Raw genomic sequence first — 24365 nt, forward strand, 5'->3', positions numbered from 1 at the left:
CGTCGCGCCGCTGGTGGGCTGTCCGCCAGCGGCGTTACACTTCCTGCCATGTCAAGAACGCCAAACCCCACTCGAACCCTGGCCAGCCAGACGCTGTTTCGCGGACTGGATGTGGTCGATGCCGTTGCTGACGGCTGCCAGTCCGTGCAGGAAATCGCCGACCGTACCGGTGTGGCGTTCAGCACCACCCACCGCCTGGCCTCGGCACTGGTGCAGGCCCGCTACCTGCAATTCGAACCCCGCCGCGGCTACCGGCTGGGCGCGCGGCTGCTGGAGCTGGGCTTCGCCGCCTACCGTGATTCCGATATTGCCCGCAGTGCGCGGCAGAACATCGAGCAACTCGCGGACGAGACGCGCGATACCGTCCACCTGGCCATGCTCGATGGCGACGAAATCATCTATCTCGACAAGATCGACGCCCAGCGTCCGATCGGCGTCAATTCGCGCATCGGCGGACGCAAGCCGGTCTGCTGCACGGGCGTGGGCAAGGCGCTGATCCTGGACGAGGGCGAGGCGTCGTGGCGCACCCGCTACCAGTACGATGCCGAGCGCGGCAACATCCACTTGCCGCTTGAGACCTGGCTAGCCGGCATGCACGCCTATGCGCAAGGCGGCTACGCGTTCGACCTGGAAGAGAACGCGCCGGGCATCCGCTGCGTCGCGGTACCGATCCGCGATGCGAGCGGCAAGACCGTGGCGGCCGTCAGCGTTACGGGCACGACCGATTCCACCGACGAGGCACGCCTGCGCGCGCTGATTCCCACGGTGCGCGGCGCGGCACAGGCGATTAGCGCGAAGCTCGGCGGCACGCTCGGATGAAGTCCGCGCTACCGCCACCGTGCCGGGTTATGGAATGCGGCGCATCGCATCGAGCATGGAATATCCCTGACGCGTCAAGCGGGGGTGGACATTGCCGCTGCCGTGGCCCTGCTCCAGCGTCACCAGTTTGTGGAGCAGCAGTCCATCCAGCTGCTCCGGTTCGAGATCGTCAATGTCTTGTGCATCGCCTAGCAGCAGCAGCGCGGCTATTTCATGCGGACTGAGCATGTCAGGCTCCTTTGTCGTGGGCGAAAAAAGGAACTGCGACTGCTGCCCCGTGGAGGTAGTTCCACGGAGGACGGTTGAAAGTACTGGTGAACCCGGTGCAAGAAGGCGCTGACTCTGCGCACACCGAGCATGTACCCTAAACCGTCTTGTCGGCGGATTCAAGGGATGGATGTGCTGCGATGCAGCGGAGCGAAGCCGAGTCCGGCGCCGGCATGTGGCGCTAGCTACCCTGCCGCATCAGGGCCCGGATGCCGGGGTAGATCTCGAGGTGCCATCGCGGGCCACCGAAAAGATCGTAGTGACCGCACCGCGGCGCCGTGACATGCCGCTTGTCGCGCGCCGCAATGCCCCGGCACAATTGGTGCGCGGCCTGTGTCTGCCCGCAGCCGGAAATGGCGTCGTGGTCGCCTTCTATGGTGAGCAGCGTAGTCGCGCGGATGTCTTGCGGACGCACAAGCTGGCCTCGCACGAACCAATTGCCGCGCGCCAGGCGGAATTGCTGGAACACGATCTCGATCGTATCCAGATAGAACTCGGCCGCCATGTCCAGCACCGCGAGGTAGGCATCGCAAACGCGCCGGAGCGCTTCGGCACGCTTGTGGTCGCCCAGCACAAGTTCCGAATAATAGTCCCAGTGCGATGCCAGCAAGAGACCAGGCTGCGCCGCCATCAAGCCAGCAAGCTGAAGGAAATTCGGGTACACCTTGCGGCCGGCACCGGCGTAGCGGTCGGGCACGGTATAGATCAGATTTCGTTGGAACCACACCAGCGGGTGGTCCGCGGCCAGTCGACCGACCGCAGTCGGGCTGTGACGCGCATCGATCGGCCCGCCGATCAGGATCAGGCTCCTGGGCGTGGGCTCGTCCGCGCTGGCCAACAGCGAAACCGCCGCCAGGGCCGGCACGGTGGCCTGGCAGATGGCAATCACGTGCAGCGCTTGCGCCGCGCCGATCCGGCGGATGAACGCCTGAAGTTCGGTGACGTAGTCATCCAGGTGAAACGGCCCCTCCGCCAGTGGAACGCAGCGCGCATCGATCCAGTCCGTCACATAGACGATATGCTCGGGCAATAAACTTTCGACGACCTCGCGCAGCATGACAGCGTGATGCCCGGCAAGCGGCGCACAGACCAGCACCGCCGGTCTTGGCGGAGCCGCGGCGCCAAGTGCGGCCGTATCGGCGGCGAAGCGCAAGAGGCGGCAAAATGCCCGCTCCAGGACGACCTGCTCGACGACCGGGAGGACGCATCCGTTGTGCTCGACCGCGGCAATGCTGAAGCCGGGATTGTCGTTGCCTTGTCCGAGCCGGTACAGCGTCTCGTAACCAGCGGCAAAGGCGGGAGCGCCCGGTATCCGCGACAGGACGTTACCGTGATCGGAAAGCGCGCTTGCCGCGTTCGCTGCCCACGCAGCAAATGGCGCGAATATTGCGCGCTGATACTCCATGTACCGGTAGAGCATGGAGGCCTCCAAGGATGTGGCGGGCCGGCGGCCAAGGCTGCAGGCTTCATCGGCCCGGATGGCTTCGCCGACGCGATGTCGAGGCGGACGCACGCGGAATCTGGTCCGCGACCCTCGCACCTGTGCGGGTGTGAGCGCGGTACCTGAGTTCCACTATAGGGCGGACCACTACCGCCGCGGCACCGAAGATGCATTTCGCCTTTGATGCCAAACACCCGACCGCGACTTCAAAGCCTGCTCCGCCGCTCACCGGGATCCATGCTGGTCCGATGCACTGAAACGCCGCCGATAGTCACCAGGACTCGTTCCAAGCCGCGCGCGGAAGTGATTGCGCAAGGTAGCCGCGGCGCCAAACCCCACCTGCACGGCAATATCGTCCAGCGATAAGGCCGTCTCTTCCAGCAATACCCTGGCCCGGCTGATCCGCTCGATCAGCAGCCACTCTCCCGGCGGCATGGCCATCATGTTGACGAAGTGGCGCTGGAAGGTGCGGGCGCTCATTGCCGCCTGCTCCGCCATCCTGACAATCGGCCAGTCCTCTCCCAGGGTGGCGCGAACCCCGTCCAGCAGCGGCGCCAGCGACGCGCTGCTGCGCTTCGACACCGGCTCCGCAATGTACTGGGCCTGCCCCCCTTCACGGTGCGGGGGCATGACGAGCCTGCGTGCGACCTGATTGGCCACGCGCGGGCCAAAGTCCCGGCGAATCAGGTGCAGGCACAGGTCGATGCCCGCCGCACTGCCTGCCGAAGTCAGGACATCGCCGGCATCGACGTAGAGCACGTCTGCCTCCACCCGTACTTCCGGATACCGCTGCGCGAGGGCTGCAGCATGACGCCAGTGCGTCGTCGCGCGCTTGCCGTCAAGCAATCCCGCTGCGGCGAGCACAAACGCGCCGGTGCAGATCGACATGACGCGCGCCCCGCGCCCGTTCGCCTTGCGCAACGCGTGGCAAAGCGCCTCCGGCACTTCGGCTTCGATGCCCCGCCACCCGGGGATGATGATGGTCTTCGCCTTCGACAGCAGTTCCAGGCCGCTGTCGGCCTGCACCTGGATGCCACCCGCACCGCGCAACGTCCCCGCATCGGCCGAGCAGGTCGCGAAGCGATACCACGCGTCGCCCATTTCCGGCCTGGGCAGACCGAAGACTTCCACGGCGCAGCCGTATTCGAAAAGGCTCAGGCCGTCGTAAACCACCACGGCTACCAGCCCACCGTGGGCACCGGATTGCGATTCTTTCTTTGGCACGAGAGGTCGAATGAATGAGCGGTTGAGGCCACCTGGCGGAGGATTGCCGCGCCCTGTTTCACGCGATTTTCCCCTCGGCAGATTTTGGCATGATCCGGACGTTAATTGTCGTTCGTGCCACTAGTGGGTTTACCCACCCGACCCTATCCTTTGTCCGGTGGTTCGCGGCCCGGCAAGCAAGGGCAACGGCGACCACCACTCATTTCAACCCATAGAGAGAGACATGAAAGACAAGCTACTGATGCTTCGCCCTGGCTTCTATCAAGGCACGGAAGGGCCCTTCTACTGCGGCGATGCCATTGCGGTCGAAGGCTTGCTCAGCTTCTTCCCGCAACTGCGCAACGAGATCGATGTCGAGTACATCGATGCGCCGCGCCCGCGGCAGGCGATCGTCGAACTGATCGGCGAAGCCAACCAGTCCGCCCCTGTGCTGGTGCTCGGCGCCGGGCGCGCGCCGGTCGACAACGGCGTGGAGGTCCGCGTGGCCGGCCAGACCCAGTTCATCGATTCTCCTGACCACATCCGCCGCTACCTGTCGTCGCAATATGGCGTAGCGCGCCCGGCGGGCTGAGCGCGGATCCGCGAAGCCGTTGCCAAAGGGAGAGGCATTTTGCGCTTCACTCCAGGTATCAGGAACTCCGTTGTCATTAACCTGATGTACGGAGAAAAAAATTCCACGAACGCGCTTCGCCTCCCGGTCTTTTGAAAGTTTTTTCCCCTGACGGATCACTACGATTTCCCTCACGGCCAGGACGACATGGTGACCCCACAGGGCGACGTCGCCAAGGCCGGCGAGGGCTCCGTCAGCGGTCAGGAACGTCGTTTCACAGACCTGTCGGGCACTGATGCTGCCCATCGACAAGACCTAAAACCACATTGGAGACAAGGCATGAAGCTGCTGCAATCGCTGTTGCAGGGGGCGTTGCTCGCGACCGTCCTCGGTTTCACCGCACCCGCCGTACAGGCTGAAGACCTGCTGGACACCGTCAAGGCCAGCGGCGTCCTGAAGGTCGGCATGGAGGGCACGTACCCGCCGTTCGGCTATCGCAACACCCAGGGCGAGCTCGATGGCTTCGACGTCGCGGTGGCTCGCGCGGTGGCTGACAAGATGGGCGTCAAGGCCCAGTTCATCACCACCGAATGGAGCGGCATCATCGCGGGCCTGCAGGCCGGCAAGTTCGACGTGATCGTCAACCAGGTGAGCATGACGCCGGCGCGCAAGCAGGCGCTCGATTTCACGCAGCCCTATGTCTATTCCGCGGTCCAGGTGCTTCAGCGCAGCAACGACAAACGCGAGTTCCCGTCGCTGGAAACATTGAAGGGCAAAGCCGTCGGCGTCACGCTGGGCAGCAACTATGCCGACCTGGCGAAGACAGTGCCTGGCATCCAGGTGCAGACCTATCCGGGCACCTCGGAAAACCTGCGTGATCTCGCGGCTGGCCGTATCGATGCCGCGCTCAATGACCGCCTGATGCTCCCGTACCTGATCAAGAACGCCAACCTGCCGCTGCGCACCGGCGCACTGCTGGCCGGTACGAAGCTCGAAATGGGGATTCCGTTCCGCAAGGGCAACCCGAAGTTCGCCAAGGCGATCGACGACGCGCTGAACGCGCTGCAGCAGGACGGCACCTTGCGCAAGCTGTCTGTCCAGTGGCTGGGCACCGACGCCAGCCAACCCCTCGCACAGTAATCACCGCCACGCCTGACGACACGCCCGTCCAAGTCCGGAACGGGCGTGCCTGGCCACCGCAATGGATCGCATCATGAACCCTATTGACCTGATTATTCATGCCTCGCCGGTGCTCCTGCAAGGCGCCGCGATCACCGTGAAGTTTGCGCTGGCCTCGATGATCTTCGGCCTGCTGGTCGGGATCGTCGTCGCCATCATGGGCATCAGTGCCAACCCCGTCCTCAGCGGCATCGCCCGAGCCTATGTCAGCGTCATGCGCGGCACGCCGCTGCTGGTGCAGATGTTCGTCGTCTACTACGGCCTGCCGGACCTCGGCATCTCCCTGGACCCGACCAGCGCGGGCATTCTGACCCTCACAGCCAATGCCGGCGCTTACCTGTCGGAGAGCATGCGCGGCGCGATCCTGGGGATCAGCCGCGGGCAATGGAGCGCGGCGCACAGCCTCGGGCTGAGCCACCTGCAGACGCTGCGCTACATCGTCTGCCCGCAGGCCTTGCGCCTGGCCGTGCCGAGCCTCGGCAACACGCTCATCAGCCTGATCAAGGACACCTCGCTGGTGTCGGTCATTACCGTCACTGAGCTGCTGAGATCGTCGCAGGAAATCATTGCCTCCACGTTCCAGCCGCTGCCTTTGTACCTGTCGGTGGCCGCCATCTACTGGCTGCTCAGCACCGGCTTGTCATGGGTGCAAAGGCGCATCGAGGCACGGCTGACCCTGCGCGTGACGCGCTGATCAGCGCTATCCAACAACAACCATCTGCAAGCAGGAGACACGACATGATTGCCCTCGAAGGCGTATCGAAATGGTACGGACAATTCAAGGTGCTGGATGGATGCAGCACGCGCGTGGAAAAAGGCGAGGTCGTGGTGATCTGCGGCCCCTCGGGTTCGGGCAAATCCACGCTGATCAAGACGGTCAACGGGCTCGAAGCGTTCCAGCAAGGCCGCATCAGCGTGGACGGCGTCAGCGTCGGCGATCCGAAGATAAACCTCGCGCAGCTGTGCTCGCGGGTCGGCATGGTGTTCCAGCATTTCGAGCTGTTCCCGCACCTGACCATCCTCGACAACCTGTCGCTGGCGCAGGTCAAGGTGCTGAAGCGCGGCAAGGACGAGGCCCGTGAAAAGGGCTTGCGGCTGCTTGACCGCGTCGGCCTGAAAACGCATGCCGCCAAATTTCCCGCGCAGCTATCCGGTGGACAGCAGCAACGCGTCGCCATTGCGCGCGCCTTGTCGATGGACCCGGTTGCCATGCTGTTCGATGAACCGACGTCGGCACTCGATCCGGAAATGATCAACGAGGTGCTCGACGTCATGACCGGACTGGCGCGCGAAGGCATGACGATGATCTGCGTCACCCACGAGATGGGGTTCGCGAAGAAGGTGGCCAACCGCGTGATCTTCATGGATAGCGGCACCATCGTTGAAGACACCGGCAAGGACGCCTTCTTCGGCGATCCGAAGTCGGCCCGTGCAAAGGAATTCCTGGCGAAGATCCTGCACTGATGCGGCGCGCGTTTATCTCCCCAAAGACCAAACCATGAAAATCTCGGATCGCCTCGCATCATTTTCCCGCCTCGACCTGGTTGGCGCGGTGACGCCCCTGCAGAAGCTCGATCGGCTGTCCGCAATGCTCGGCCGCGATGTCTATATCAAGCGCGATGACACCACGCCGCTTGCCTTTGGTGGCAACAAGCTGCGCAAGCTGGAGTTCCTGGCCGCCGACGCGTTGCGCCAGGGTGCCGATACGCTGGTGACGGCCGGCGCGATCCAGTCGAACCATGTCCGGCAGACAGCCGCCGTCGCGGCCCGTCTCGGACTGCGCTGCCACGCGTTGCTGGAGAACCCCACCGGCACCACCGATGTCGATTACCTGCACAGCGGCAACCGCCTGTTGCTCGACCTGTTCGGCGCGCGCAGTGAGCCGGTGGCCTCGCTCGACAACGCCGATGCGCAACTGCAGGCGCTGGCCGAACGGATGCGTGGCGATGGCTACAAGCCCTACGTCGTGCCGATCGGCGGCTCCAGTCCGCTTGGCGCATTGGGTTATGTGCAGGCCGGCCTGGAACTGGCACAGCAAGCGGAGGCAATGGACGTTTCATTCTCGGCCGTCGTACTGGCGTCCGGCAGTGCCGGCACGCACGGCGGGCTCGCATTGGCACTGGCCCATGCCATGCCGCATACGCAGGTTGTCGGTGTCACCGTCTCGCGGACTGTCGAAGCCCAGGCGCCCAAGGTCGCGGGGCTGATCGACGCAACCGCGGATTTGCTCGACATCGAAGTGCCGACCGAAATGCGGCTCCAACTGTGGGACGAGTACTTCCTGCCGCGCTATGGCGAGCCCAACACAGGCACGCTCGACGCGATCAGGCTCCTGGCACGCATGGAGGGCATGCTGCTCGACCCGGTCTACACAGGCAAAGCGATGGCCGGTTTGCTCGACGGCGTGGTGCGCAAGCGCTTCGACGGCGACGGTCCGCTGCTGTTCCTGCATACCGGCGGCGCACCGGCGCTGTTCGCCTATCGCGACGTGCTCCAGGCCGCTGCCCTCCAGCCCTCTGCCGGCTGACCAGACATCCCGGCGGCATCCGCGGGCGCGGATGCCGCATCAACCATCCATGGAGATCCAATGAAGGAAAGCACCCAACTCGTTTGTGCCGGCCGCCATCCGGAGCGCTTCGGCGGCGTCGTCAATACCCCGATCTTCCGGGCCTCGACCATCCTCGCGGGTTCAATGGCCGAATGGGAAGAGATGAAGCGCGCGCGCGCCGCGGAAGAGCCCGGCGCCACGACCTATGGCCGCTATGGCACGCCCACCACGCATGCGTTCGAAGAAGCCATTGCCGAACTCGAAGGCGGCTATCGATCGCTGGTCTTTCCTTCCGGCCTTGCCGCGGTCACGACCGCGCTGACCGCGCTGCTGTCTTCGGGCGACCACGTCCTCGTGAGCGACAGCGCCTATTCGCCGACACGCGCGTTCCTGGAGCGCGTCATGGCGCGCTTCGGTGTCGAAGTCGAGACCTATGATCCGGTTGATGGCAAGCCGATCGAGTCGCTGTTCCGGCCCAATACGCGCGTCGTCTACGTGGAATCGCCGGGCTCCGAGACGCTGGACATCCAGGACATTCCCGCCATCTCCGCCGCGGCGCACCGGCACGGCGCCTATGTCGTCATGGATAACACCTGGGGGACGCCGCTATTCTTCAAGCCGTTCGCGCACGGCGTCGACGTGTCGATCCAGGCCGCCACGAAATACATCGTGGGCCATTCCGACGCCATGCTCGGCGTGGTGACCTGCAACCGCGACACCTGGCCTCTGGTCAAGCAGACGACGTACGACCTGGGGCAGACCGCGGGCCCGGATGATATCTATCTGGCCCTGCGCGGCCTGCGCACCATGGCCGTCCGGTTGCAGCGCCACTGGCAGTCCGGCCTGCAGGTCGCGCAATGGCTGGAGCGGCAACCGCAGGTCGAGGCGGTGCTGCATCCGGCCTTGCCCTCCCATCCGGGACACGCGCTATGGAAGCGCGACTTTACCGGCGCCTGCGGCCTCTTCTCGGTGGTGCTGCGCACGAATTCGCAGGCATCGCTCGCGGCCTTCATCGACGCGCTCGAGCATTTCGGACTGGGTGTTTCCTGGGGGGGCTATGAAAGCCTTGCGATCCCGTTCACGCCGGGCAAGGGATGCACGGGCTCGCGCTGGCCCTACCAGGGACAGGCCGTGCGCGTGCATGTGGGACTGGAAGATCCGCAGGACCTGATCGACGACCTGCAGCGGGGCCTGCTGGCGCTCTCCTCGCATGAGTCCCAAACGGAACATGCGGAAGCAGGCGCCGAGCAGGCCTGCGCGACCTGATCACTTGCGCATGCGCAGCAGGTCGGTGTAGGAGACCAGCTTGCGCTTCTCCTGCGAGAGCGTCTTTCGTTTTGACGCCGGGCGCGCGGGCTGGCCGCGCTCAAATTTGGCCGCGGCCCGCTCGTCCTCGCGCGCGTGGGTCCGCTCGGTTTTGGCTTCCGCCTTCAGGCGTTCCGTTTCCAGCCGCGCGGCAACGCGTTCCTCGCGCGCGATGTCGCGCGCTGCCGACAGGATCTCGGCTTTGAGCAGGTCGCGCCTTTGCCTGGCAGCGGCACGGGCGGCCTGCAGCTGCGCCTTGCGCTGGCGCAGCCACTCTTGCCGGCTGACCGGCGCGGGCCTGGCCTCCGGCGGCACGCTCAGGCGCAATGCCCTGCTGCTTTCCACTTTCTCGGCCCGCAGCTTGCGCCGCAGGTCCTGCTTTGCATCACTCACGCTGCGTCGTTCTCCCCTACAGCAAATAAGTGCCGTCCATGCATCACCATGATGGCAGGAACAGATCTCATAAACCTTACCATAGGGCCCTGTCTCGCGCCGGATCGGCCCTCAGTCCCGTCCGGGCGCTACCCCGACGTAGCGCCCACGCGGACGGATGACCTGCCCGACAGCCAACTGCTCCAGGCTGTGCGCAAGCAGCCCCACGCTGCGCGCGGTCGCAAACATGCCGAATGCCGCATCCTCCGGCAGTCCGTAGTGCGTCACCAAAGCCGCCAGGGCCACGTCAATGTTCGGCTGAAGACCAGTCAGCCGCGTTGCCTTCTCGATGAAGCGCGCGATCACACGCGGGGGCTCGAACAAGTCCAGAAGCGCCTTCGCGCGCGGATCGCCCTCCGGATAAAGGTGATGGCCGAAGCCGGCAAGCGGCAAGCCGGTCGACAGGTGATGGGCAATGACCTCGTCCTCGCCTTGCCGCTCCAGCTCGCTGAACAGCGCCTTCACCCGTCCCGATGCGTCGCCGTGCAACGGTCCTGACAACGTGGTCAGGCCGGACAGCAGGCAGGCCGGCAGCGAGGCGCCGGTAGATGCCGCGATGCGCGCCGCAAACGCGGAACTCGTCAGTTCATGGTCGGCCAGCAGGACCATCGCGGTCCGCAGCAGTTCGGCCACCGGCGCCGGCTGTCCCCAACCCTGCGCGAAGCGCAGGTGCAATGGCTGCTGCCCCGGCTGCGCGCCAAACGCGTTGGCGATTTGCCCGACGAGGCTCTGGCATTCGCCATGCAGAACGCGCGTCATGCGGCCGTGCGTGGAATGGCCTGTGGCGGCCAGTTCGGCGAGGGTCTTGAACGCGGCCACGCGTCCGGGCCGGGCGACGCGTGCCGACGATGAGAAATCCGCAATCCGGTCCGCATCCCACAGCAGGTGCGCCGCCTCTTCCACCGTGGCCGATGCGGCGAGCGCCACCGCATCCTCACCGCGGTAATACAGCCGTTCGCGCACGAACGTGGAAATGGCCGTCGGGATGCTGGGCTCCGAGCCGAACAGCGTGTTGGTGGCCAATGTCTCGTGCTTGCGGCCAGCCTGCTTGCGTTTGGCAAGCGTTGCCACGTCTTCGGCGCGGTACAGGCTGCGGCGCGTATCGGCCGGATCGGACATGACCTCGATCTTGCCGCGGCTGACATAGGCATACACGGTCTGCGGCCGAACCGCGAGGCGTGTGCAGGCCTCGTCCATCGATATCCACGAACTCATCAATCACTCGCTGAAACGGATTTATGTTGATTTTATATATCAATATTGCGTGATCAATCAACTATTGCCTACGATATTCCTACTTCCTCCAAGCCTCGCGACACCAACCATGAAGCCGCAGATCCTGCAACTGAACCCGATCCTGATTCCCGCCGCCAATGAGGCGCTTGCCGCGCGCTACGAAGTCCACAAGTACTTCGAAATCCCGGATCAGGCCGCGTGGCTGCGAGAGCATGGCTCCTCCATCGAGGCAGTGATCACGGGAGGCCACACCGGAATCTCCCGCGCGATGCTGGAGCAGTTGCCGGCGCTGAAGGTCGTGGCCGTCAACGGCGTGGGCACCGATGCGGTGGACCTGGCCTATTGCCGCGAGCGTGGCCTGCCCGTCACCGCCACGCTCGGCGCGCTGACCGAGGATGTGGCCGACCTGGCGATCGGCTTGCTGATCGCGGCCTGCCGCAACCTGTGCGCGGTCGACCGCTTTGTCCGCGACGGCAACTGGGAACTTCACCCGTCGCCGTCCGCGATTCCGCTGGCGCGCCGCTTCAGCGGCATGCGCGTCGGCATCGTCGGCATGGGTCGCGTGGGCCGTGCCGTCGCCGCGCGGGCAGCTGCGTTCGGTTGCCCGATCCGCTATACGGACCTGCGCGCCATGGACGACGTGCCCCACGCATACGTCGCCGACCTGCTTGAACTGGCGCGCGAAAGCGATGCGCTCGTGCTGTGCGCGGCCGCCGACAAGGCCGAGGGGCTCATCGATGCAGCCGTGCTCGATGCCCTTGGCCCGCAGGGCTACCTGGTCAACGTGGCACGCGGGCGGCTCGTCAACGAGACCGATCTCGCGAAGGCCATCGAAGCGGGCCACATCGCCGGCGCCGGGCTCGACGTCTTCGTCGATGAACCGCGCGTGCCATTGACGCTGCGCCAGTCGGACCGCACCACGCTGCAAGCCCACCGCGCGAGTGCCACGTGGGAGACGCGCGGCGCCATGGCGCAGATGGTGCTGGACAGCGTGGCGCAGGCGCTGGCGGGCGAGCGTCCTGTGATGAGCCTGACCACCTGAGCCAACGTGCCCGGCACACCCTGCACACAACCTCCATTGGAGACCATCTTGACCGCATCCCGAAAGATCGCCCTGGTGACCGGTGCCGGCAGCGGCGTAGGCCGCCGCACCGCGCTCGCGCTGCTTGAAGACGGCTGGACCGTCGTGCTGGCTGGCCGGCGTGCCGAGCCGCTGCAGGCGCTGGCGGCCGATGCCGCCGCACGCGGCCAGGCCGCGATGGCCGTCCCCGCCGACGTGACCGACCCTGCCAGCGTGCAGGCGCTGTTCGACACGATCGAGCGCGAGTTCGGCCGGCTGGACCTTCTGTTCAACAACGCCGGCGTCAACGCACCCGCTGTGCCGATGGACGAACTGCCGTTGGAGAAATGGTTCGCCGTCATCAACACCAACGTCACCGGTGTGTTCCTGTGCGCCCGCGCGGCGTTCGCGCTGATGCGGCGCCAGTCGCCGCAGGGCGGCCGCATCATCAACAATGGCTCGATTTCCGCGCATACGCCGCGGCCGTTCACCGCGCCCTATACGGCCAGCAAGCACGCTGTCACGGGTCTGACCAAGGCGCTGGCGCTCGATGGCCGCGCCTTCAACATCGCCGCTGGCCAGGTCGATATCGGCAATGCGCTGACCGAGTTGTCCGAGCGCATGACGCGCGGCGTGCTCCAGGCCAATGGCACGGTCGCGCCCGAACCGATGATGGACGCGAGCCACGTGGCCAATGCGGTGCGCCACATGGCTTCGCTGCCGCTGGACACCAATGTCCTGAACATGACCGTCATGGCCAGCGCCATGCCGTTCGTCGGCCGCGGCTGACATCCCCGCCCACATTCCCACGGGCCTCGCATCCGTGGGAGCCACCAGAGTCGACTGAAGTTGACCAGCATCCAGACGGAGACACCCCATGCGATTCACCCCAAGCAGATTCAGTACCCTGATCGGCACGATGGCCGGTTGTGCCGCCATCATGATGGCGCCCGGCGGGGCCGGTGCCCAAGGCAACTATCCGACGCGACCAGTCACCATCATCGTCCCGGCGCCGGCCGGCGGCGGCATTGACCTGATCGCCCGCGTCGTCGGCGAGAAGCTGTCGGTAAAGCTCGGCCAACCGTTCATCGTCGAGAACCGACCCGGCGCCTCCAACAACCTGGGCACCGCGGTCCTGGCCAATGCCAAGCCCGATGGCTACACGATCGGCATCGTCGGCGGCAGCCACAACATCAACAAGTTCCTGTTCAAGAATCTCGGCTGGGACCCTGAGAAGAGCTTTGAGCCGATCGTCTACACGCACGAGATCCCGCTGGTGTTCGCGGCTTACCCCAAGCTGCCGGCGAAGACGGTGCCCGAGCTGGTGGGCTGGATGAAGGCCAATCCGGCCGAAGCGAAGGTGGCCACGTCGGGTCGTGGCAGCGCGCAGGAAATGGCCGCCGAGATGTTCCGCATGGTTAGTGGTGCGCCGGTGCTGCTGGTGCCTTACAAGGGCTCGTCCGCGGCGCATCCCGACCTTATCGCCGGCCGCACGGTGCTTTACATCGACACCATCAGCGCGATTCAGGAGCAGGTGAAATCGGGCAATGTGCGCGCACTGGCCGTTTCCACGCGCAAGCGGTCCAAGGCGTTGCCCAATGTCCCCACCGCCGAGGAACAAGGGCTCAAGGGCTATGACGCCAACACCAACGGTGGCTTCCTGGCGCCGGCGGGCACGCCCAGGGAGATCGTGGCCAGGCTGAACACAGAGATCAACGCGGCGCTGAAGCTGCCGGAGGTGCGGGCCAAGCTGGAAACGGCGGGCATCGACGTGCAAGGCGGCACGCCGCAGGAGTATGCGGCGTTGATCAAATCGGACCTTGCGAAGTGGGGCAAGGTAGTGAAGGAAGCGGGAATCCAGCCGGAGTAATGGCGTTTGATTCCGGGGTGGCGACACGCTTGGCCGTTCAACGCAAGGACGGCCGTCGTGTCGCTCACGCAGCAGGCAGCCGCATGGAGATTTGCGGATACGCGGCTTTCAATCGGCGGGCGATATCGGCCGCGGCGACGCAGGGTCTGCCCTCCGTGCCACGCGGCTGCAAAGCCCAATGACGGACGCCACGCTCCGCCAGCGTACCGACGAGACCGTCCAGTTCGTCTTCGCTGAACAGCTCCGAATCCCACGTGGTGCGGCATTCGTAGTCCACGCCGCTCGCGACGACAAGATCCAGCGACGCCATCACGCGGGAGCCGCTGCCGGGCGTGCCGGTGATCGCGTCGTAGCGATGTGCCGGCCCCTTGATATCGAGGCCGATCCAGTCCATCAACGGCAGCACTGACGCGAGCCGCTCCGGGTACATGCCTGCAGTGTGCAGGGCCGCCTGGAACCCCATGGCGCGGACTTCGCGCACGGCATCGGGCAGCGATGCCTGCAGCGTGGGCTCGCCGCCGGAGAACACCACGCCGTCCAGCAGGCCACGCCGGTTCGCCAGGAAATCCATCACCTGATTCCATGGCAGCAGGTCGGGCCCGCGCGGAGGAATCAGGTGGGCGTTATGACAGTAGCCGCAGCGCCACGGGCAACCCTGACAGAACACCACCGCGGCAAGCCGGCCGGGAAAGTCGATGCTGGTCAGTGGCGTCAGGCCGCCAATGCGCAGGCTGCCCATGGCATCAGGCCGCGCAGCGCTGCTCGGCAAAGAAGCGGCGCTCGGCGTGCTCGCCCTTCTTGCCGGTGTTGAAGCTGGCGACGGGACGGTGGTAACCCATCACGCGCGTCCAGACTTCACAGCGCTGGCGTTCGTGTTGCTCGAGTTCGACGGTGGCTTCCAGGCGTTGCGATTGGCTGATCATGGTGGTTCTTCTTGCTGGGGTTGGGAAATTCATGCGGCTTGCTGCAGGCGTTTGCGGGCGAGAACATCCTCGTCGCACTTCGGGCAATAGATGTGCTCGCCGGCCAGGTAGCCATGCGTCGGGCAGATCGAAAACGTGGGCGTGACCGTGATGTACGGCAGGCGGAAATTTTCCAGCGCCCGGCGTACGAGGCGCTTGCACGCCTCGCCGCTGGACAGGCGCTCGCCCATGTAGAGATGCAGCACCGTTCCGCCGGTGTATTTGGCTTGCAGCGCTTCCTGCTGCGCCAGGGCTTCGAAGGGATCATCGGTGAAGCCCGCGGGCAGCTGCGAGGAATTGGTGTAGTACGGCTGCTCCGCCGTACCGGCCTGCAGAATGCCGGGCCAGCGTTTGCGGTCCTCCCGCGCGAAGCGATAGGTGGTGCCCTCGGCCGGCGTGGCCTCAAGGTTATACATGTGGCCGGTCGCTTCCTGGTATTCGACAATGCGCGCGCGCACATGGTCGAGCACGCGCAGCGCGAAGCCGCATCCCCATTCCGTGGTGATGTCGTGGGTATCGTCGGTGAAGTTGCGGATCATCTCGTTGAGGCCGTTCACCCCAAGCGTCGAGAAGTGATTGCGCAGCGTGCCGAGGTAACGCCGGGTGTAAGGGAACAAGCCCTGGTCCATCAGCTTCTGGATCAGTTCTCGCTTGGCTTCGAGCGAATCGCGGCCGAGATCGAGCAGGTTATCGAGCCGCTGCAACAGGCCGGCTTCGTCGCCTGCATTCAGATAGCCCAGCCGGGCGCAGTTGATCGTGACCACGCCCAGCGAGCCAGTCTGCTCCGCGCTGCCGAACAGGCCGTTGCCGCGCTTGAGCAGTTCGCGCAGATCGAGCTGGAGCCGGCAGCACATGGACCGCACCATGTTCGGCTTGAGCTCGGAGTTCACGAAGTTCTGGAAATACGGCAATCCGTACTTGGCCGTCATGTCGAACAGCCGCGCGGCATTCTCGCTCTCCCAGGGGAAGTCCGGCGTGATGTTGTAGGTGGGAATCGGAAAGGTGAAGACGCGGCCAAGGGCATCGCCTTCGGTCATGACTTCGATATAAGCGCGATTGATCACGTCCATCTCGGCCTGCAGGTCGCCATAGCGGAATGGCATCGCCTCGCCGCCGATCACAGGCACCTGTTCCCGCAGGTCTTCGGGGCAGGTCCAGTCGAATGTGAGGTTGGTGAACGGAGTCTGCGTGCCCCAGCGCGACGGCACGTTGAGGTTGTAGATCAGTTCCTGCATGTGTTGCCGGACCTCGGCGTAGGACATGCTGTCCTTGCGCACGAAGGGGGCCATATAGGTATCGAACGACGAGAACGCCTGCGCCCCGGCCCACTCGTTCTGCATGGTGCCAAGGAAGTTCACGATCTGGCCGACCGCGCTCGACATGTGCAGCGGCGGTGCGGCTTCCACTTTGCCGGGCACGCCGTTCAACCCTTCATGCAGCAGCGTGCGCAGCGACCAGCCGGCGCAGTAGCCGGACAACATGTCGAGATCGTGGATGTGAAGGTCGCCCTCGCGATGGGCCGTCCCGGCTTCCGGCGCATAGACATGCGAGAGCCAGTAGTTCGCGGTGACCTTGCCCGCAACGTTGAGAATCAGCCCGCCCAGCGAGTAGCCCTGGTTCGCATTGGCGTTGACGCGCCAGTCCTCGCGGTTCAGGTACTCGTTGACGGACGATTCCACGTCCACGAGCGTCCTGTGAAAATTCGGTCCCATCGTGCCCCCAAAAACACTAGATATGGGGCAGCATTATTTACCAGCCACTATATATAGGTTTGCCAAAGATCAAACGGAGGGGTTTCCTGCGATCGGAAAGCAACCGCTGATCTTTCAGGCGCGGACTGGATCGGGCCGCGGAGCGCTAGGGCATCGGCAGTCTTTCCGGCGCCGGCGCTTCCGGGCGCTGACCGAGATTCCGCTCGATTTCCCTTACGGAATCCAGAAGCTTCGGGCGAATCTCCTCGTGCAGGCGTGCCACGGGAAAATAGCCCGCGGCCCCGGCCACACTGATTGTCATCAAGGGCAGCCCCCTGCCCGGCCATAGCGGCGTGGCGATACCATGGACCTCCTTGATCCAGTTGCCTGCCGAGGTCACGCATCCGGTAGCGCGAAATTCCTCGATCGCCTTCAGGATGCCGCGCTCGGTGTGCGGCCAGTTGCCCTCGTCCAGGTCACGGATGCGCTCCATGAGGTCGGCTCTCTCGCTGGCGGGCAGCGCTGCCAGCAAAGCCATCCCCGACGCGCTGGTTCCCAGTGGAATGCGAGAACCGACATCAAGGCTGAGGGTGACGATCGACGTACTGCGGCAGCATTCGAGATACAGCATCGAGAGCCGGTCTCGCGTCGTCAGCGCCACGACCGCCCCGGTTTCGGCTGCCAACGACTTCAGGTATGGCCTTGCCACCTGCCGCACGTCGAGATTGAGCAGCATGGAACTGCCCAGCGCTGCCGTGGCCGTGCCGAGCCGGTACTTTCCGCTGTCCGGAACGAGATGCAGATAGCCCAGCTTCGTCAGGGTATAGGTGAGCCGGGTGACAGTCGATTTCGGCAGCCCGCAGCGCATGGCAATCTCATGGTTGGCAAGGAAGCTGTCGCCGCTGCGAAAGCAGCTGAGCACCTCGAGGCCCCGCGCCAGCGCCGTGACGAAATGCCGGTCCTGACTCTCGTCGCCCCGGGCCTCTTCCTCGGCGTCGTTGACGTCCGTGCCCAACGCGCGGCTCAACTCCCCTTGCTTCGATTCTGTTGCCATACTGATTTTCCTTGCGCGATTTCCGCGCACGCTTGCGGACTGGCATCGAGGCGCGGCTGCGCCTTGTGCCGTCTCCCCGCGATGCCTTCCGAACTGAAAGAAGTTAGCACAGATGCCGGCCTCGTCATGCCCGGCCCTCGCGTCGAAATACAGGGCGGCTATAGAAGGGTCTGGCGTGCATCCGCCGTGCTTGCGGCCAGCGTCTTCAATTCACCCTTGAGCAGCTTTCCGGTGGGTGCGGCCGGAAGCCGGACCATCGCCCGTATCTCCGTCGGCAGCTTGTAAGGTGACAGGCGTTCGCGCAGGTAGGCGTCCAGTTCGTCGCGCGCCACGGACACGCCATCGGCAAGCTCGACGAACGCGACCACCTCCTCGTTCCCTTCGACCTGGCGCCCGACCACGGCCGACTGCACGATGGCGGGATGGCTGTTCAGGACCTGCTCGACTTCGACCGGATAGACATTGAATCCGGAACGGATGATCAGCTCCTTCGTTCTGCCGACGATGAACAGCGCGCCATCGTCATCCTGCCTGGCCATGTCGCCGGTATTGAGCCAGCCTTCATCGTTGATGGCCGCACGCGTCTGCGCGGCATCGCGGTAGTAGCCCTTCATCATATTGGGACCACGCACCCACAGCTCGCCCGCGCAACCGGGCTCGACATCGTTGCCCCCGGTGTCGACGATCCGGACCTCGACACCGGGGACAGCCGGCCCGACAGAGCAATCCCGGCGCGGCGCTTCAAGCCGGGTCTGGGCAATCGTGGGAGACATCTCCGTCAGGCCATAGCCGTTCTGCAGCGGCATCCCGAACGCCCGTTCCACCGCCGCTTTCAGTTCGAGAGTCAGCGGCGAGCCAGCCGTGCCGATGATGCGCAAACGATGGTCGCCCAGCGCGGTACCGGTCCGGCCGAGCCATTCGAGCAATCGTGCATACATCGCCGGAACGCCGATCAGGACAGTGAGGTGTCCTTCGCGCAAGGCACCCACCAGGGCCTCCGGCGAAAAGCGCTCCTCCAGATGCAGCACGCATCCGCACGAGAGCGATCCCACCAGCTGCGACGACAGCCCGACCACGTGTGCCATCGGCAATACGCCGTACACGCCGTCGGCAGGACCCAGATGCCGCATCTGCCGCGACAGCGTTGCCATATGGAGCAGGTTCGCGTGCGTCAGCATCACGCCCTTCGGATGGCCGGAAGTTCCCGAGGTGTAGATCATCGCCGCGACCTGCTGCGCCGGGTCGGCACTGACGGATTCGCTGCGCGCGCCATCGTTGCATGGCCCGACGGCAAGCTCGCCTAACAGCGGCCAGGCCTGCCTGACTGCGCCGGCACGGTCGGCATGAATGGCGCACTCCTGCGAGACGTCGACGGCGTAGAACACGCGCCGGGCGCCCGAATGGTCAATGAAGTGGTCGATTTCACGCGGCGACAGCCGTGCATTGACCACCACGGCCCACGCGTCGCAGCGGCTGGCCGCCAGCACCAGCACCGCCAGGGCCGCGCAATTCTCTGCCACCATCATGACGCGGTCGCCTGGCTGCACCCCCAGTTCGCGCAAGCGCGTGGCTGCCGCATGTACCGTCGCGGCAAGTTCCGCATAGGTCAGGCGCACACGCTTGTCCACTAGCGCCAGTGCTTGGGGCTGACGCTCGACCCAGGGATCGATCACCTCGTGAATGCGTCGAAATGCGGCGCCCGGGGCGCCATGGTGCTCGCTCATAGTCATGTCTCCCATATTGGCTTGTCGAACCGCTATGCAGTCTATAGGCCCGATATGCAGTCCGCAAGATGACAATTTCAGCAATCATGCAACGTTTCTCCGTTGACTATTGCGGATGCGATACCCATACTGGACTGCAATGCAGTTTCTTGTTCCGCAACTCTTTCTACAAGGAGACACCATGAGTGACAAGAAAGCCATCCTCGTTGTCGGCGCAGGCGATGCCACGGGTGGCGCCATTGCCCGCCGCTTTGCGCGCGAGGGATATATCGCATGCGTCACAAGGCGTAATGCCGACAAGCTCGCGCCCCTGGTGGCCCAGATCGAAGCGGAAGGCGGCGTCGCACATGCTTTCGGCTCGGACGCGCGCAAGGAAGAGGAAATGACGGCGCTGGTCCGGAACATCGAGACGAACATCGCGCCGATCGAGATTGCGGTCTTCAATATCGGCGCCAATGTCCGCTTCGACGTTCTGGAAACGACCGCGCGCGTCTACTACAAGGTGTGGGAAATGGCGTGCTTTGCCGGCTTCCTGATGGGGCGCGAGACGGCAAGGGTGATGGCCCCCCGCGGCCGCGGCTCCATCTTCTTCACCGGCGCGACGGCCAGCCTGCGCGGCCGGGCAGGCTTCTCCGCCTTTGCGGGGGCGAAGCACGGACTGCGTGCGCTGGCGCAATCCATGGCGAAGGAACTTGGCCCGCAGGGCATTCACGTGGCGCATCCCATCATCGATGGCGCCATCGATACGGAGTTCATTCGCGAGACGTTCCCCGAGCGCTACGCGCTGAAGGAGCGCGACGGCATTCTCAATCCCGAGCACATCGCCGACGCCTACTGGATGCTGCACCAGCAACCGCGCGATGCGTGGACCCACGAACTCGACCTGCGTCCCTGGATCGAGGCCTGGTAATGCCGCTAGTCCACGACAAGAAGAACAGCACCTGAAGGCATTGAACCACACTGGAGAGACAGCAAATGAGTACGCCCGTCGTGCAGTTCCACTTCGATTTTGGCAGCCCCAATTCGTACCTCTCGCACAAAGTCATCCCGTCCATCGAGCAGCGCACCGGCGTGAAGTTCGAGTATGTACCGGTCCTTCTGGGAGGCCTGTTCCGGCTGACGGGCAACCGCTCGCCAGGCGAAGCCTTTGCGGGCATCAAGAACAAGCCGGAATACGGTCAACTGGAAATCAGGCGCTTTGTCGAGAAGCACGGACTTACTGCGTACCGGTTCAACCCCCACTTTCCCGTCAACACCCTGCAAATCATGCGTTGCGCGGTCGCGGCCCGGATCGAGGGCTGCTTCGAGCGCTATGTCGAGGTCGTGTTTTCGGCAATGTGGGAACAGGAAAAGAAGATGGACGATCCTGCGACGATCGCGGCCGTGCTGCGCGAGGCTGGCCTGGATGCCGAACGCCTGCTTGAACGGATGAACGACCCGGAAATCAAGGAGATGCTGCTGAAGAACACCCAGGCGTCATTCGAGCGTGGCGCCTTCGGCTCGCCGACCTTCTTCGTCAATGACGAGATCTATTTTGGCAAGGACCGCCTGCACGACGTCGAAGAAGAAATCGAGCGCATCCGGTCAGCATAGCGAAGCCGCCAAAGCAAAAACCCCTCGCAGCACATGCTGTCGAGGGGTTTTGCGTTGTAAGAGCCTGGCGATGACCTACTTTCACACGGGTAATCCGCACTATCATCGGCGCGGAGTCGTTTCACGGACCTGTTCGGGATGGGAAGGGGTGGTTCCAACTCGCTATGGTCACCAGGCATAAGGGGTTGTGAGGCTGACGCGGTCAACCTCACCAATTCGGGATGTAGTTCTGTAGTCTTGGGTTGTGCTTGTCAACGCACGGCACAGGCGATTCTCTCACCAGGCTAAAACACACTGGTTATAGGATCAAGCCTTACGGGCAATTAGTACTGGTTAGCTTAACGCATTACTGCGCTTCCACACCCAGCCTATCAACGTCCTGGTCTCGAACGACCCTTCAAGGCGGTCAAGCCGCCAGGGAATCCTCATCTTCAGGCGAGTTTCCCGCTTAGATGCTTTCAGCGGTTATCTCTTCCGTACATAGCTACCCTGCGATGCCTCTGGCGAGACAACAGGTACACCAGCGGTACGTCCACTCCGGTCCTCTCGTACTAGGAGCAGCCCCCGTCAAGATTCCAACGCCCACGGCAGATAGGGACCAAACTGTCTCACGACGTTTTAAACCCAGCTCACGTACCTCTTTAAATGGCGAACAGCCATACCCTTGGGACCGGCTACAGCCCCAGGATGAGATGAGCCGACATCGAGGTGCCAAACACCGCCGTCGATATGAACTCTTGGGCGGTATCAGCCTGTTATCCCCAGAGTACCTTTTATCCGTTGAGCGATGGCCCTTCCATTCAGAACCACCGGATCACTATGTCCTGCTTTCGCACCTGCTCGACTTGTCGGTCTCGCAGTTAAGCACGCTTTTGCCATTGCACTTTAGGTACGATGTCCGACCGTACCAAGCGTACCTTCGAACTCCTCCGTTACACTTTGGGAGGAGACCGCCCCAGTCAAACTGCCTACCATGCACTGTCCCCGACCCGGATTCACGGGCCAAGGTTAGAACCTCAAACAAACCAGGGTGGTATTTCAAGGACGGCTCCACGTAGACTAGCGTCCACGCTTCAAAGCCTCCCACCTATCCTACACAGATCGGTTCAAAGTCCAATGCAAAGCTACAGTAAAGGTTCATGGGGTCTTTCCGTCTAGCCGCGGGGAGATTGCATCATCACAAACACTTCAACTTCGCTGAGTCTCGGGAGGAGACAGTGTGGCCATCGTTACGCCATTCGTGCAGGTCGGAACTTACCCGACAAGGAATTTCGCTACCTTAGGACCGTTATAGTTACGGCCGCCGTTTACCGGGACTTCAATCAAGAGCTTGCACCCCATCATTTAATCTTCCGGCACCGGGCAGGCGTCACACCCTATACGTCCACTTTCGTGTTTGCAGAGTGCTGTGTTTTTATTAAACAGTCGCAGCCACCATTTTATTGCAACCCCTTCACCCTTCTGGCGCAGGCCAGTCAAGCTACCAGGGCGTACCTTATCCCGAAGTTACGGTACCAATTTGCCGAGTTCCTTCTCCCGAGTTCTCTCAAGCGCCTTAGAATACTCATCTCGCCCACCTGTGTCGGTTTGCGGTACGGTCTCGTATGACTGAAGCTTAGAGGCTTTTCTTGGAACCACTTCCAATTGCTTCGCAGCACTAGGCCGCTCGCCCCATAGCCTTGAATTACGCGCCCGGATTTGCCTAAGCGCCTTCTCCACTACAGGGACCGGGACTTCCAACACCCGGACAACCTTCCGCGATCCGTCCCCCCATCGCATCATACGACGGTGCAGGAATATTAACCTGCTTCCCATCAGCTACGCATCTCTGCCTCGCCTTAGGGGCCGACTCACCCTACGCCGATGAACGTTGCGTAGGAAACCTTGGGCTTACGGCGAGGGGGCCTTTCACCCCCTTTATCGCTACTCATGTCAGCATTCGCACTTCCGATACCTCCAGCATCCTTTACAAGACACCTTCACAGGCTTACGGAACGCTCTCCTACCACGCACATTGCTGTGCGTCCGCAGCTTCGGTATATAGCTTAGCCCCGTTACATCTTCCGCGCAGGACGACTCGATCAGTGAGCTATTACGCTTTCTTTAAAGGGTGGCTGCTTCTAAGCCAACCTCCTGACTGTTTTAGCCTTCCCACTTCGTTTCCCACTTAGCTATATTTGGGGACCTTAGCTGGCGGTCTGGGTTGTTTCCCTCTTGACACCGGACGTTAGCACCCGATGTCTGTCTCCCGTGATTGCACTCTTCGGTATTCGGAGTTTGCTATGGCGGGGTAATCAGCAATAGACCCCCCAACCATGACAGTGCTCTACCCCCGAAGGTGAGACACGAGGCACTACCTAAATAGTTTTCGGAGAGAACCAGCTATTTCCAGATTTGTTTAGCCTTTCACCCCTATCCACAGCTCATCCCCTAACTTTTCAACGTTAGTGGGTTCGGTCCTCCAGTACGTGTTACCGCACCTTCAACCTGGCCATGGATAGATCATCTGGTTTCGGGTCTACACCCAGCGACTGAACGCCCTGTTCGGACTCGCTTTCGCTACGCCTGCCCTAATCGGTTAAGCTTGCCACTGAATGTAAGTCGCTGACCCATTATACAAAAGGTACGCCGTCACCCGTTTCCAGGCTCCGACTGTTTGTATGCATGCGGTTTCAGGATCTATTTCACTCCCCTCCCGGGGTTCTTTTCGCCTTTCCCTCACGGTACTGGTTCACTATCGGTCGATCACGAGTATTTAGCCTTGGAGGATGGTCCCCCCATCTTCAGACAGGATTTCACGTGTCCCGCCCTACTTGTCGTACACCTAGTTCCACAACGCTGTTTTCGCATACAGGGCTATCACCTGCTATGGCCGGGCTTTCCATCCCGTTCTGCTAACAACACTGCTAAAGAGTACAAGGCTCTTCCCATTTCGTTCGCCACTACTCTGGGAATCTCGGTTGATTTCTGTTCCTGCAGCTACTTAGATGTTTCAGTTCGCCGCGTTCGCTTCCCTGGCCTATGTATTCAGCCAGGGATGACCCATTCGGGCCGGGTTTCCCCATTCGGACATCTCCGGATCAAAGCTTGTTTGCCAGCTCCCCGAAGCTTTTCGCAGGCTACCGCGTCCTTCATCGCCTGTGATCGCCAAGGCATCCACCACATGCACTTGTTCGCTTGACCCTATAACGAGTGTGTCTCAGTGAGACAGTCGCTACAGGTGAGTTCTCGCATTTGTGCCGTATTCCAAGTCATCTTTCGATCACTTAAATACATTTTGGTTGATACAATCACAACCCGGTATCGCGTTGGTTACTGCAGCGTCTCATCAACGCTCGCGCGACACCTTTACTACATCCCATATTGTTAAAGAACAGCCGATTCGCAGGGCAGACCCGCGATCGCTTGGC

At 63.0% G+C, this 24365-nt stretch carries 22 protein-coding genes and 2 rRNA genes; 12 read left to right on the top strand and 12 right to left on the bottom strand.

Annotation, left to right across the window (positions count from 1 at the left end):
• The first annotated feature begins 48 nt into the window (after positions 1 to 48).
• Positions 49 to 819, top strand: coding sequence for an IclR family transcriptional regulator (locus ACIGJC_RS26755; protein WP_483712477.1), 771 nt, complete (start codon positions 49 to 51; stop codon positions 817 to 819).
• Positions 820 to 846: 27 nt separating this feature from the next.
• Here ACIGJC_RS26755 and ACIGJC_RS26760 read toward each other — a convergent pair whose 3' ends face one another.
• The 3 genes from ACIGJC_RS26760 to ftrA all read right to left on the bottom strand — a co-directional run bounded on the left by ACIGJC_RS26760 (position 847) and on the right by ftrA (position 3751).
• Positions 847 to 1047, bottom strand: coding sequence for a hypothetical protein (locus ACIGJC_RS26760; RefSeq protein ID WP_483712479.1), 201 nt, complete (start codon positions 1045 to 1047; stop codon positions 847 to 849).
• Positions 1048 to 1267: 220 nt separating this feature from the next.
• Positions 1268 to 2506, bottom strand: coding sequence for a polyhydroxyalkanoate depolymerase (gene phaZ, locus ACIGJC_RS26765; RefSeq protein ID WP_483712480.1), 1239 nt, complete (start codon positions 2504 to 2506; stop codon positions 1268 to 1270).
• A 246-nt stretch (positions 2507 to 2752) separates the two neighbouring features.
• Positions 2753 to 3751, bottom strand: a complete 999-nt coding sequence (gene ftrA / locus ACIGJC_RS26770) for a transcriptional regulator FtrA (RefSeq protein WP_483712481.1) — start codon at positions 3749 to 3751, stop codon at positions 2753 to 2755.
• A gap of 223 nt (positions 3752 to 3974) precedes the next feature.
• On the opposite strand from ftrA, the gene ACIGJC_RS26775 reads away from it, so the two are divergent.
• The 6 genes from ACIGJC_RS26775 (at position 3975) to metC (ending at position 9294) form a co-directional block, all read left to right on the top strand.
• The gene (locus ACIGJC_RS26775; RefSeq protein WP_483712483.1) at positions 3975 to 4322 is read left to right on the top strand and encodes a DUF3088 domain-containing protein; all 348 of its coding nucleotides are present in this window, start codon (positions 3975 to 3977) and stop codon (positions 4320 to 4322) included.
• A 318-nt stretch (positions 4323 to 4640) separates the two neighbouring features.
• Positions 4641 to 5441, top strand: a complete 801-nt coding sequence (locus ACIGJC_RS26780) for a transporter substrate-binding domain-containing protein (RefSeq protein WP_483712485.1) — start codon at positions 4641 to 4643, stop codon at positions 5439 to 5441.
• Positions 5442 to 5514: 73 nt separating this feature from the next.
• The gene (locus ACIGJC_RS26785; RefSeq protein WP_483712487.1) at positions 5515 to 6174 is read left to right on the top strand and encodes an amino acid ABC transporter permease; all 660 of its coding nucleotides are present in this window, start codon (positions 5515 to 5517) and stop codon (positions 6172 to 6174) included.
• A gap of 44 nt (positions 6175 to 6218) precedes the next feature.
• A complete protein-coding gene (locus ACIGJC_RS26790; RefSeq protein ID WP_483712488.1) occupies positions 6219 to 6944 on the top strand; it encodes an amino acid ABC transporter ATP-binding protein in 726 nt (241 codons plus the stop codon).
• A gap of 34 nt (positions 6945 to 6978) precedes the next feature.
• Positions 6979 to 8007 carry a D-cysteine desulfhydrase gene (locus ACIGJC_RS26795; protein WP_483712490.1) on the top strand — a complete coding sequence of 343 codons (1029 nt, stop codon included), beginning with the start codon at positions 6979 to 6981 and terminating at the stop codon, positions 8005 to 8007.
• A gap of 60 nt (positions 8008 to 8067) precedes the next feature.
• Entirely contained in the window at positions 8068 to 9294 is a 1227-nt protein-coding gene (gene metC, locus ACIGJC_RS26800) for a cystathionine beta-lyase (protein ID WP_483712491.1), read from the top strand.
• On the opposite strand, the gene ACIGJC_RS26805 is transcribed toward metC, so the two are convergent.
• Together ACIGJC_RS26805 and ACIGJC_RS26810 are read right to left on the bottom strand one after the other, a co-directional pair.
• The gene (locus tag ACIGJC_RS26805) at positions 9295 to 9726 is read right to left on the bottom strand and encodes a hypothetical protein (protein ID WP_483712493.1); all 432 of its coding nucleotides are present in this window, start codon (positions 9724 to 9726) and stop codon (positions 9295 to 9297) included. It lies immediately after the preceding gene.
• Positions 9727 to 9837: 111 nt separating this feature from the next.
• Positions 9838 to 10980, bottom strand: a complete 1143-nt coding sequence (locus tag ACIGJC_RS26810) for a citrate synthase (RefSeq protein ID WP_483712494.1) — start codon at positions 10978 to 10980, stop codon at positions 9838 to 9840.
• 109 nt (positions 10981 to 11089) lie between these two features.
• Here ACIGJC_RS26810 and ACIGJC_RS26815 point away from each other — a divergent pair, with 109 nt between their 5' ends.
• The 3 genes from ACIGJC_RS26815 (at position 11090) to ACIGJC_RS26825 (ending at position 13931) form a co-directional block, all read left to right on the top strand.
• Complete coding sequence (locus ACIGJC_RS26815; protein ID WP_483712495.1) at positions 11090 to 12043, top strand: 2-hydroxyacid dehydrogenase; 954 nt, start codon at positions 11090 to 11092, stop codon at positions 12041 to 12043.
• Positions 12044 to 12091: 48 nt separating this feature from the next.
• Positions 12092 to 12850, top strand: a complete 759-nt coding sequence (locus tag ACIGJC_RS26820) for an SDR family oxidoreductase (protein WP_483712496.1) — start codon at positions 12092 to 12094, stop codon at positions 12848 to 12850.
• 130 nt (positions 12851 to 12980) lie between these two features.
• The gene (locus tag ACIGJC_RS26825) at positions 12981 to 13931 is read left to right on the top strand and encodes a Bug family tripartite tricarboxylate transporter substrate binding protein (protein ID WP_483714403.1); all 951 of its coding nucleotides are present in this window, start codon (positions 12981 to 12983) and stop codon (positions 13929 to 13931) included.
• 64 nt (positions 13932 to 13995) lie between these two features.
• On the opposite strand, the gene ACIGJC_RS26830 is transcribed toward ACIGJC_RS26825, so the two are convergent.
• The 5 genes from ACIGJC_RS26830 to ACIGJC_RS26850 all read right to left on the bottom strand — a co-directional run bounded on the left by ACIGJC_RS26830 (position 13996) and on the right by ACIGJC_RS26850 (position 19362).
• Positions 13996 to 14670, bottom strand: a complete 675-nt coding sequence (locus ACIGJC_RS26830) for an anaerobic ribonucleoside-triphosphate reductase activating protein (protein WP_483712497.1) — start codon at positions 14668 to 14670, stop codon at positions 13996 to 13998.
• A 4-nt stretch (positions 14671 to 14674) separates the two neighbouring features.
• On the bottom strand, positions 14675 to 14854 hold the full coding sequence (gene nrdD / locus ACIGJC_RS26835; protein WP_483712499.1) for an anaerobic ribonucleoside-triphosphate reductase: 180 nt from the start codon (positions 14852 to 14854) through the stop codon (positions 14675 to 14677).
• Positions 14855 to 14883: 29 nt separating this feature from the next.
• On the bottom strand, positions 14884 to 16605 hold the full coding sequence (locus ACIGJC_RS26840) for a ribonucleoside triphosphate reductase (RefSeq protein ID WP_483712500.1): 1722 nt from the start codon (positions 16603 to 16605) through the stop codon (positions 14884 to 14886).
• A 145-nt stretch (positions 16606 to 16750) separates the two neighbouring features.
• A complete protein-coding gene (locus ACIGJC_RS26845; RefSeq protein ID WP_483712501.1) occupies positions 16751 to 17638 on the bottom strand; it encodes an IclR family transcriptional regulator in 888 nt (295 codons plus the stop codon).
• A 158-nt stretch (positions 17639 to 17796) separates the two neighbouring features.
• Complete coding sequence (locus ACIGJC_RS26850) at positions 17797 to 19362, bottom strand: class I adenylate-forming enzyme family protein (protein WP_483712502.1); 1566 nt, start codon at positions 19360 to 19362, stop codon at positions 17797 to 17799.
• Between the two features lie 181 nt (positions 19363 to 19543).
• Between ACIGJC_RS26850 and ACIGJC_RS26855 the strand changes: the two genes are divergently transcribed.
• Together ACIGJC_RS26855 and ACIGJC_RS26860 are read left to right on the top strand one after the other, a co-directional pair.
• The gene (locus ACIGJC_RS26855; protein ID WP_483712503.1) at positions 19544 to 20272 is read left to right on the top strand and encodes an SDR family oxidoreductase; all 729 of its coding nucleotides are present in this window, start codon (positions 19544 to 19546) and stop codon (positions 20270 to 20272) included.
• Between the two features lie 65 nt (positions 20273 to 20337).
• Positions 20338 to 20955 carry a DsbA family protein gene (locus ACIGJC_RS26860; protein WP_483712505.1) on the top strand — a complete coding sequence of 206 codons (618 nt, stop codon included), beginning with the start codon at positions 20338 to 20340 and terminating at the stop codon, positions 20953 to 20955.
• A gap of 62 nt (positions 20956 to 21017) precedes the next feature.
• Here the strand turns inward: ACIGJC_RS26860 and rrf are convergent.
• Positions 21018 to 21131, bottom strand: a 5S ribosomal RNA gene (gene rrf, locus ACIGJC_RS26865).
• Positions 21132 to 21257: 126 nt separating this feature from the next.
• Positions 21258 to 24138 (bottom strand): 23S ribosomal RNA (locus ACIGJC_RS26870).
• Positions 24139 to 24365: the final 227 nt, after the last annotated feature.

Source organism: Cupriavidus sp. C3SS-1 (genome assembly GCF_057073755.1).

What these genes read in the sequence shown, in the direction of transcription:
- nrdD (WP_483712499.1), bottom strand. Translation starts at nt 14,854, where the DNA reads ATGATCAGCCAATCGCAACGCCTGGAAGCCACCGTCGAACTCGAGCAA.
- ACIGJC_RS26810 (WP_483712494.1), bottom strand. Translation starts at nt 10,980, where the DNA reads ATGAGTTCGTGGATATCGATGGACGAGGCCTGCACACGCCTCGCGGTT.
- ACIGJC_RS26860 (WP_483712505.1), top strand. Translation starts at nt 20,338, where the DNA reads ATGAGTACGCCCGTCGTGCAGTTCCACTTCGATTTTGGCAGCCCCAAT.
- ACIGJC_RS26755 (WP_483712477.1), top strand. Translation starts at nt 49, where the DNA reads ATGTCAAGAACGCCAAACCCCACTCGAACCCTGGCCAGCCAGACGCTG.
- phaZ (WP_483712480.1), bottom strand. Translation starts at nt 2,506, where the DNA reads ATGCTCTACCGGTACATGGAGTATCAGCGCGCAATATTCGCGCCATTT.
- metC (WP_483712491.1), top strand. Translation starts at nt 8,068, where the DNA reads ATGAAGGAAAGCACCCAACTCGTTTGTGCCGGCCGCCATCCGGAGCGC.
- ACIGJC_RS26830 (WP_483712497.1), bottom strand. Translation starts at nt 14,670, where the DNA reads ATGGGCAGCCTGCGCATTGGCGGCCTGACGCCACTGACCAGCATCGAC.
- ACIGJC_RS26850 (WP_483712502.1), bottom strand. Translation starts at nt 19,362, where the DNA reads ATGAGCGAGCACCATGGCGCCCCGGGCGCCGCATTTCGACGCATTCAC.
- ACIGJC_RS26760 (WP_483712479.1), bottom strand. Translation starts at nt 1,047, where the DNA reads ATGCTCAGTCCGCATGAAATAGCCGCGCTGCTGCTGCTAGGCGATGCA.
- ACIGJC_RS26790 (WP_483712488.1), top strand. Translation starts at nt 6,219, where the DNA reads ATGATTGCCCTCGAAGGCGTATCGAAATGGTACGGACAATTCAAGGTG.
- ACIGJC_RS26795 (WP_483712490.1), top strand. Translation starts at nt 6,979, where the DNA reads ATGAAAATCTCGGATCGCCTCGCATCATTTTCCCGCCTCGACCTGGTT.
- ACIGJC_RS26825 (WP_483714403.1), top strand. Translation starts at nt 12,981, where the DNA reads ATGGCCGGTTGTGCCGCCATCATGATGGCGCCCGGCGGGGCCGGTGCC.
- ACIGJC_RS26845 (WP_483712501.1), bottom strand. Translation starts at nt 17,638, where the DNA reads ATGGCAACAGAATCGAAGCAAGGGGAGTTGAGCCGCGCGTTGGGCACG.
- ACIGJC_RS26855 (WP_483712503.1), top strand. Translation starts at nt 19,544, where the DNA reads ATGAGTGACAAGAAAGCCATCCTCGTTGTCGGCGCAGGCGATGCCACG.
- ACIGJC_RS26785 (WP_483712487.1), top strand. Translation starts at nt 5,515, where the DNA reads ATGAACCCTATTGACCTGATTATTCATGCCTCGCCGGTGCTCCTGCAA.
- ACIGJC_RS26815 (WP_483712495.1), top strand. Translation starts at nt 11,090, where the DNA reads ATGAAGCCGCAGATCCTGCAACTGAACCCGATCCTGATTCCCGCCGCC.
- ACIGJC_RS26775 (WP_483712483.1), top strand. Translation starts at nt 3,975, where the DNA reads ATGAAAGACAAGCTACTGATGCTTCGCCCTGGCTTCTATCAAGGCACG.
- ACIGJC_RS26840 (WP_483712500.1), bottom strand. Translation starts at nt 16,605, where the DNA reads ATGGGACCGAATTTTCACAGGACGCTCGTGGACGTGGAATCGTCCGTC.
- ACIGJC_RS26780 (WP_483712485.1), top strand. Translation starts at nt 4,641, where the DNA reads ATGAAGCTGCTGCAATCGCTGTTGCAGGGGGCGTTGCTCGCGACCGTC.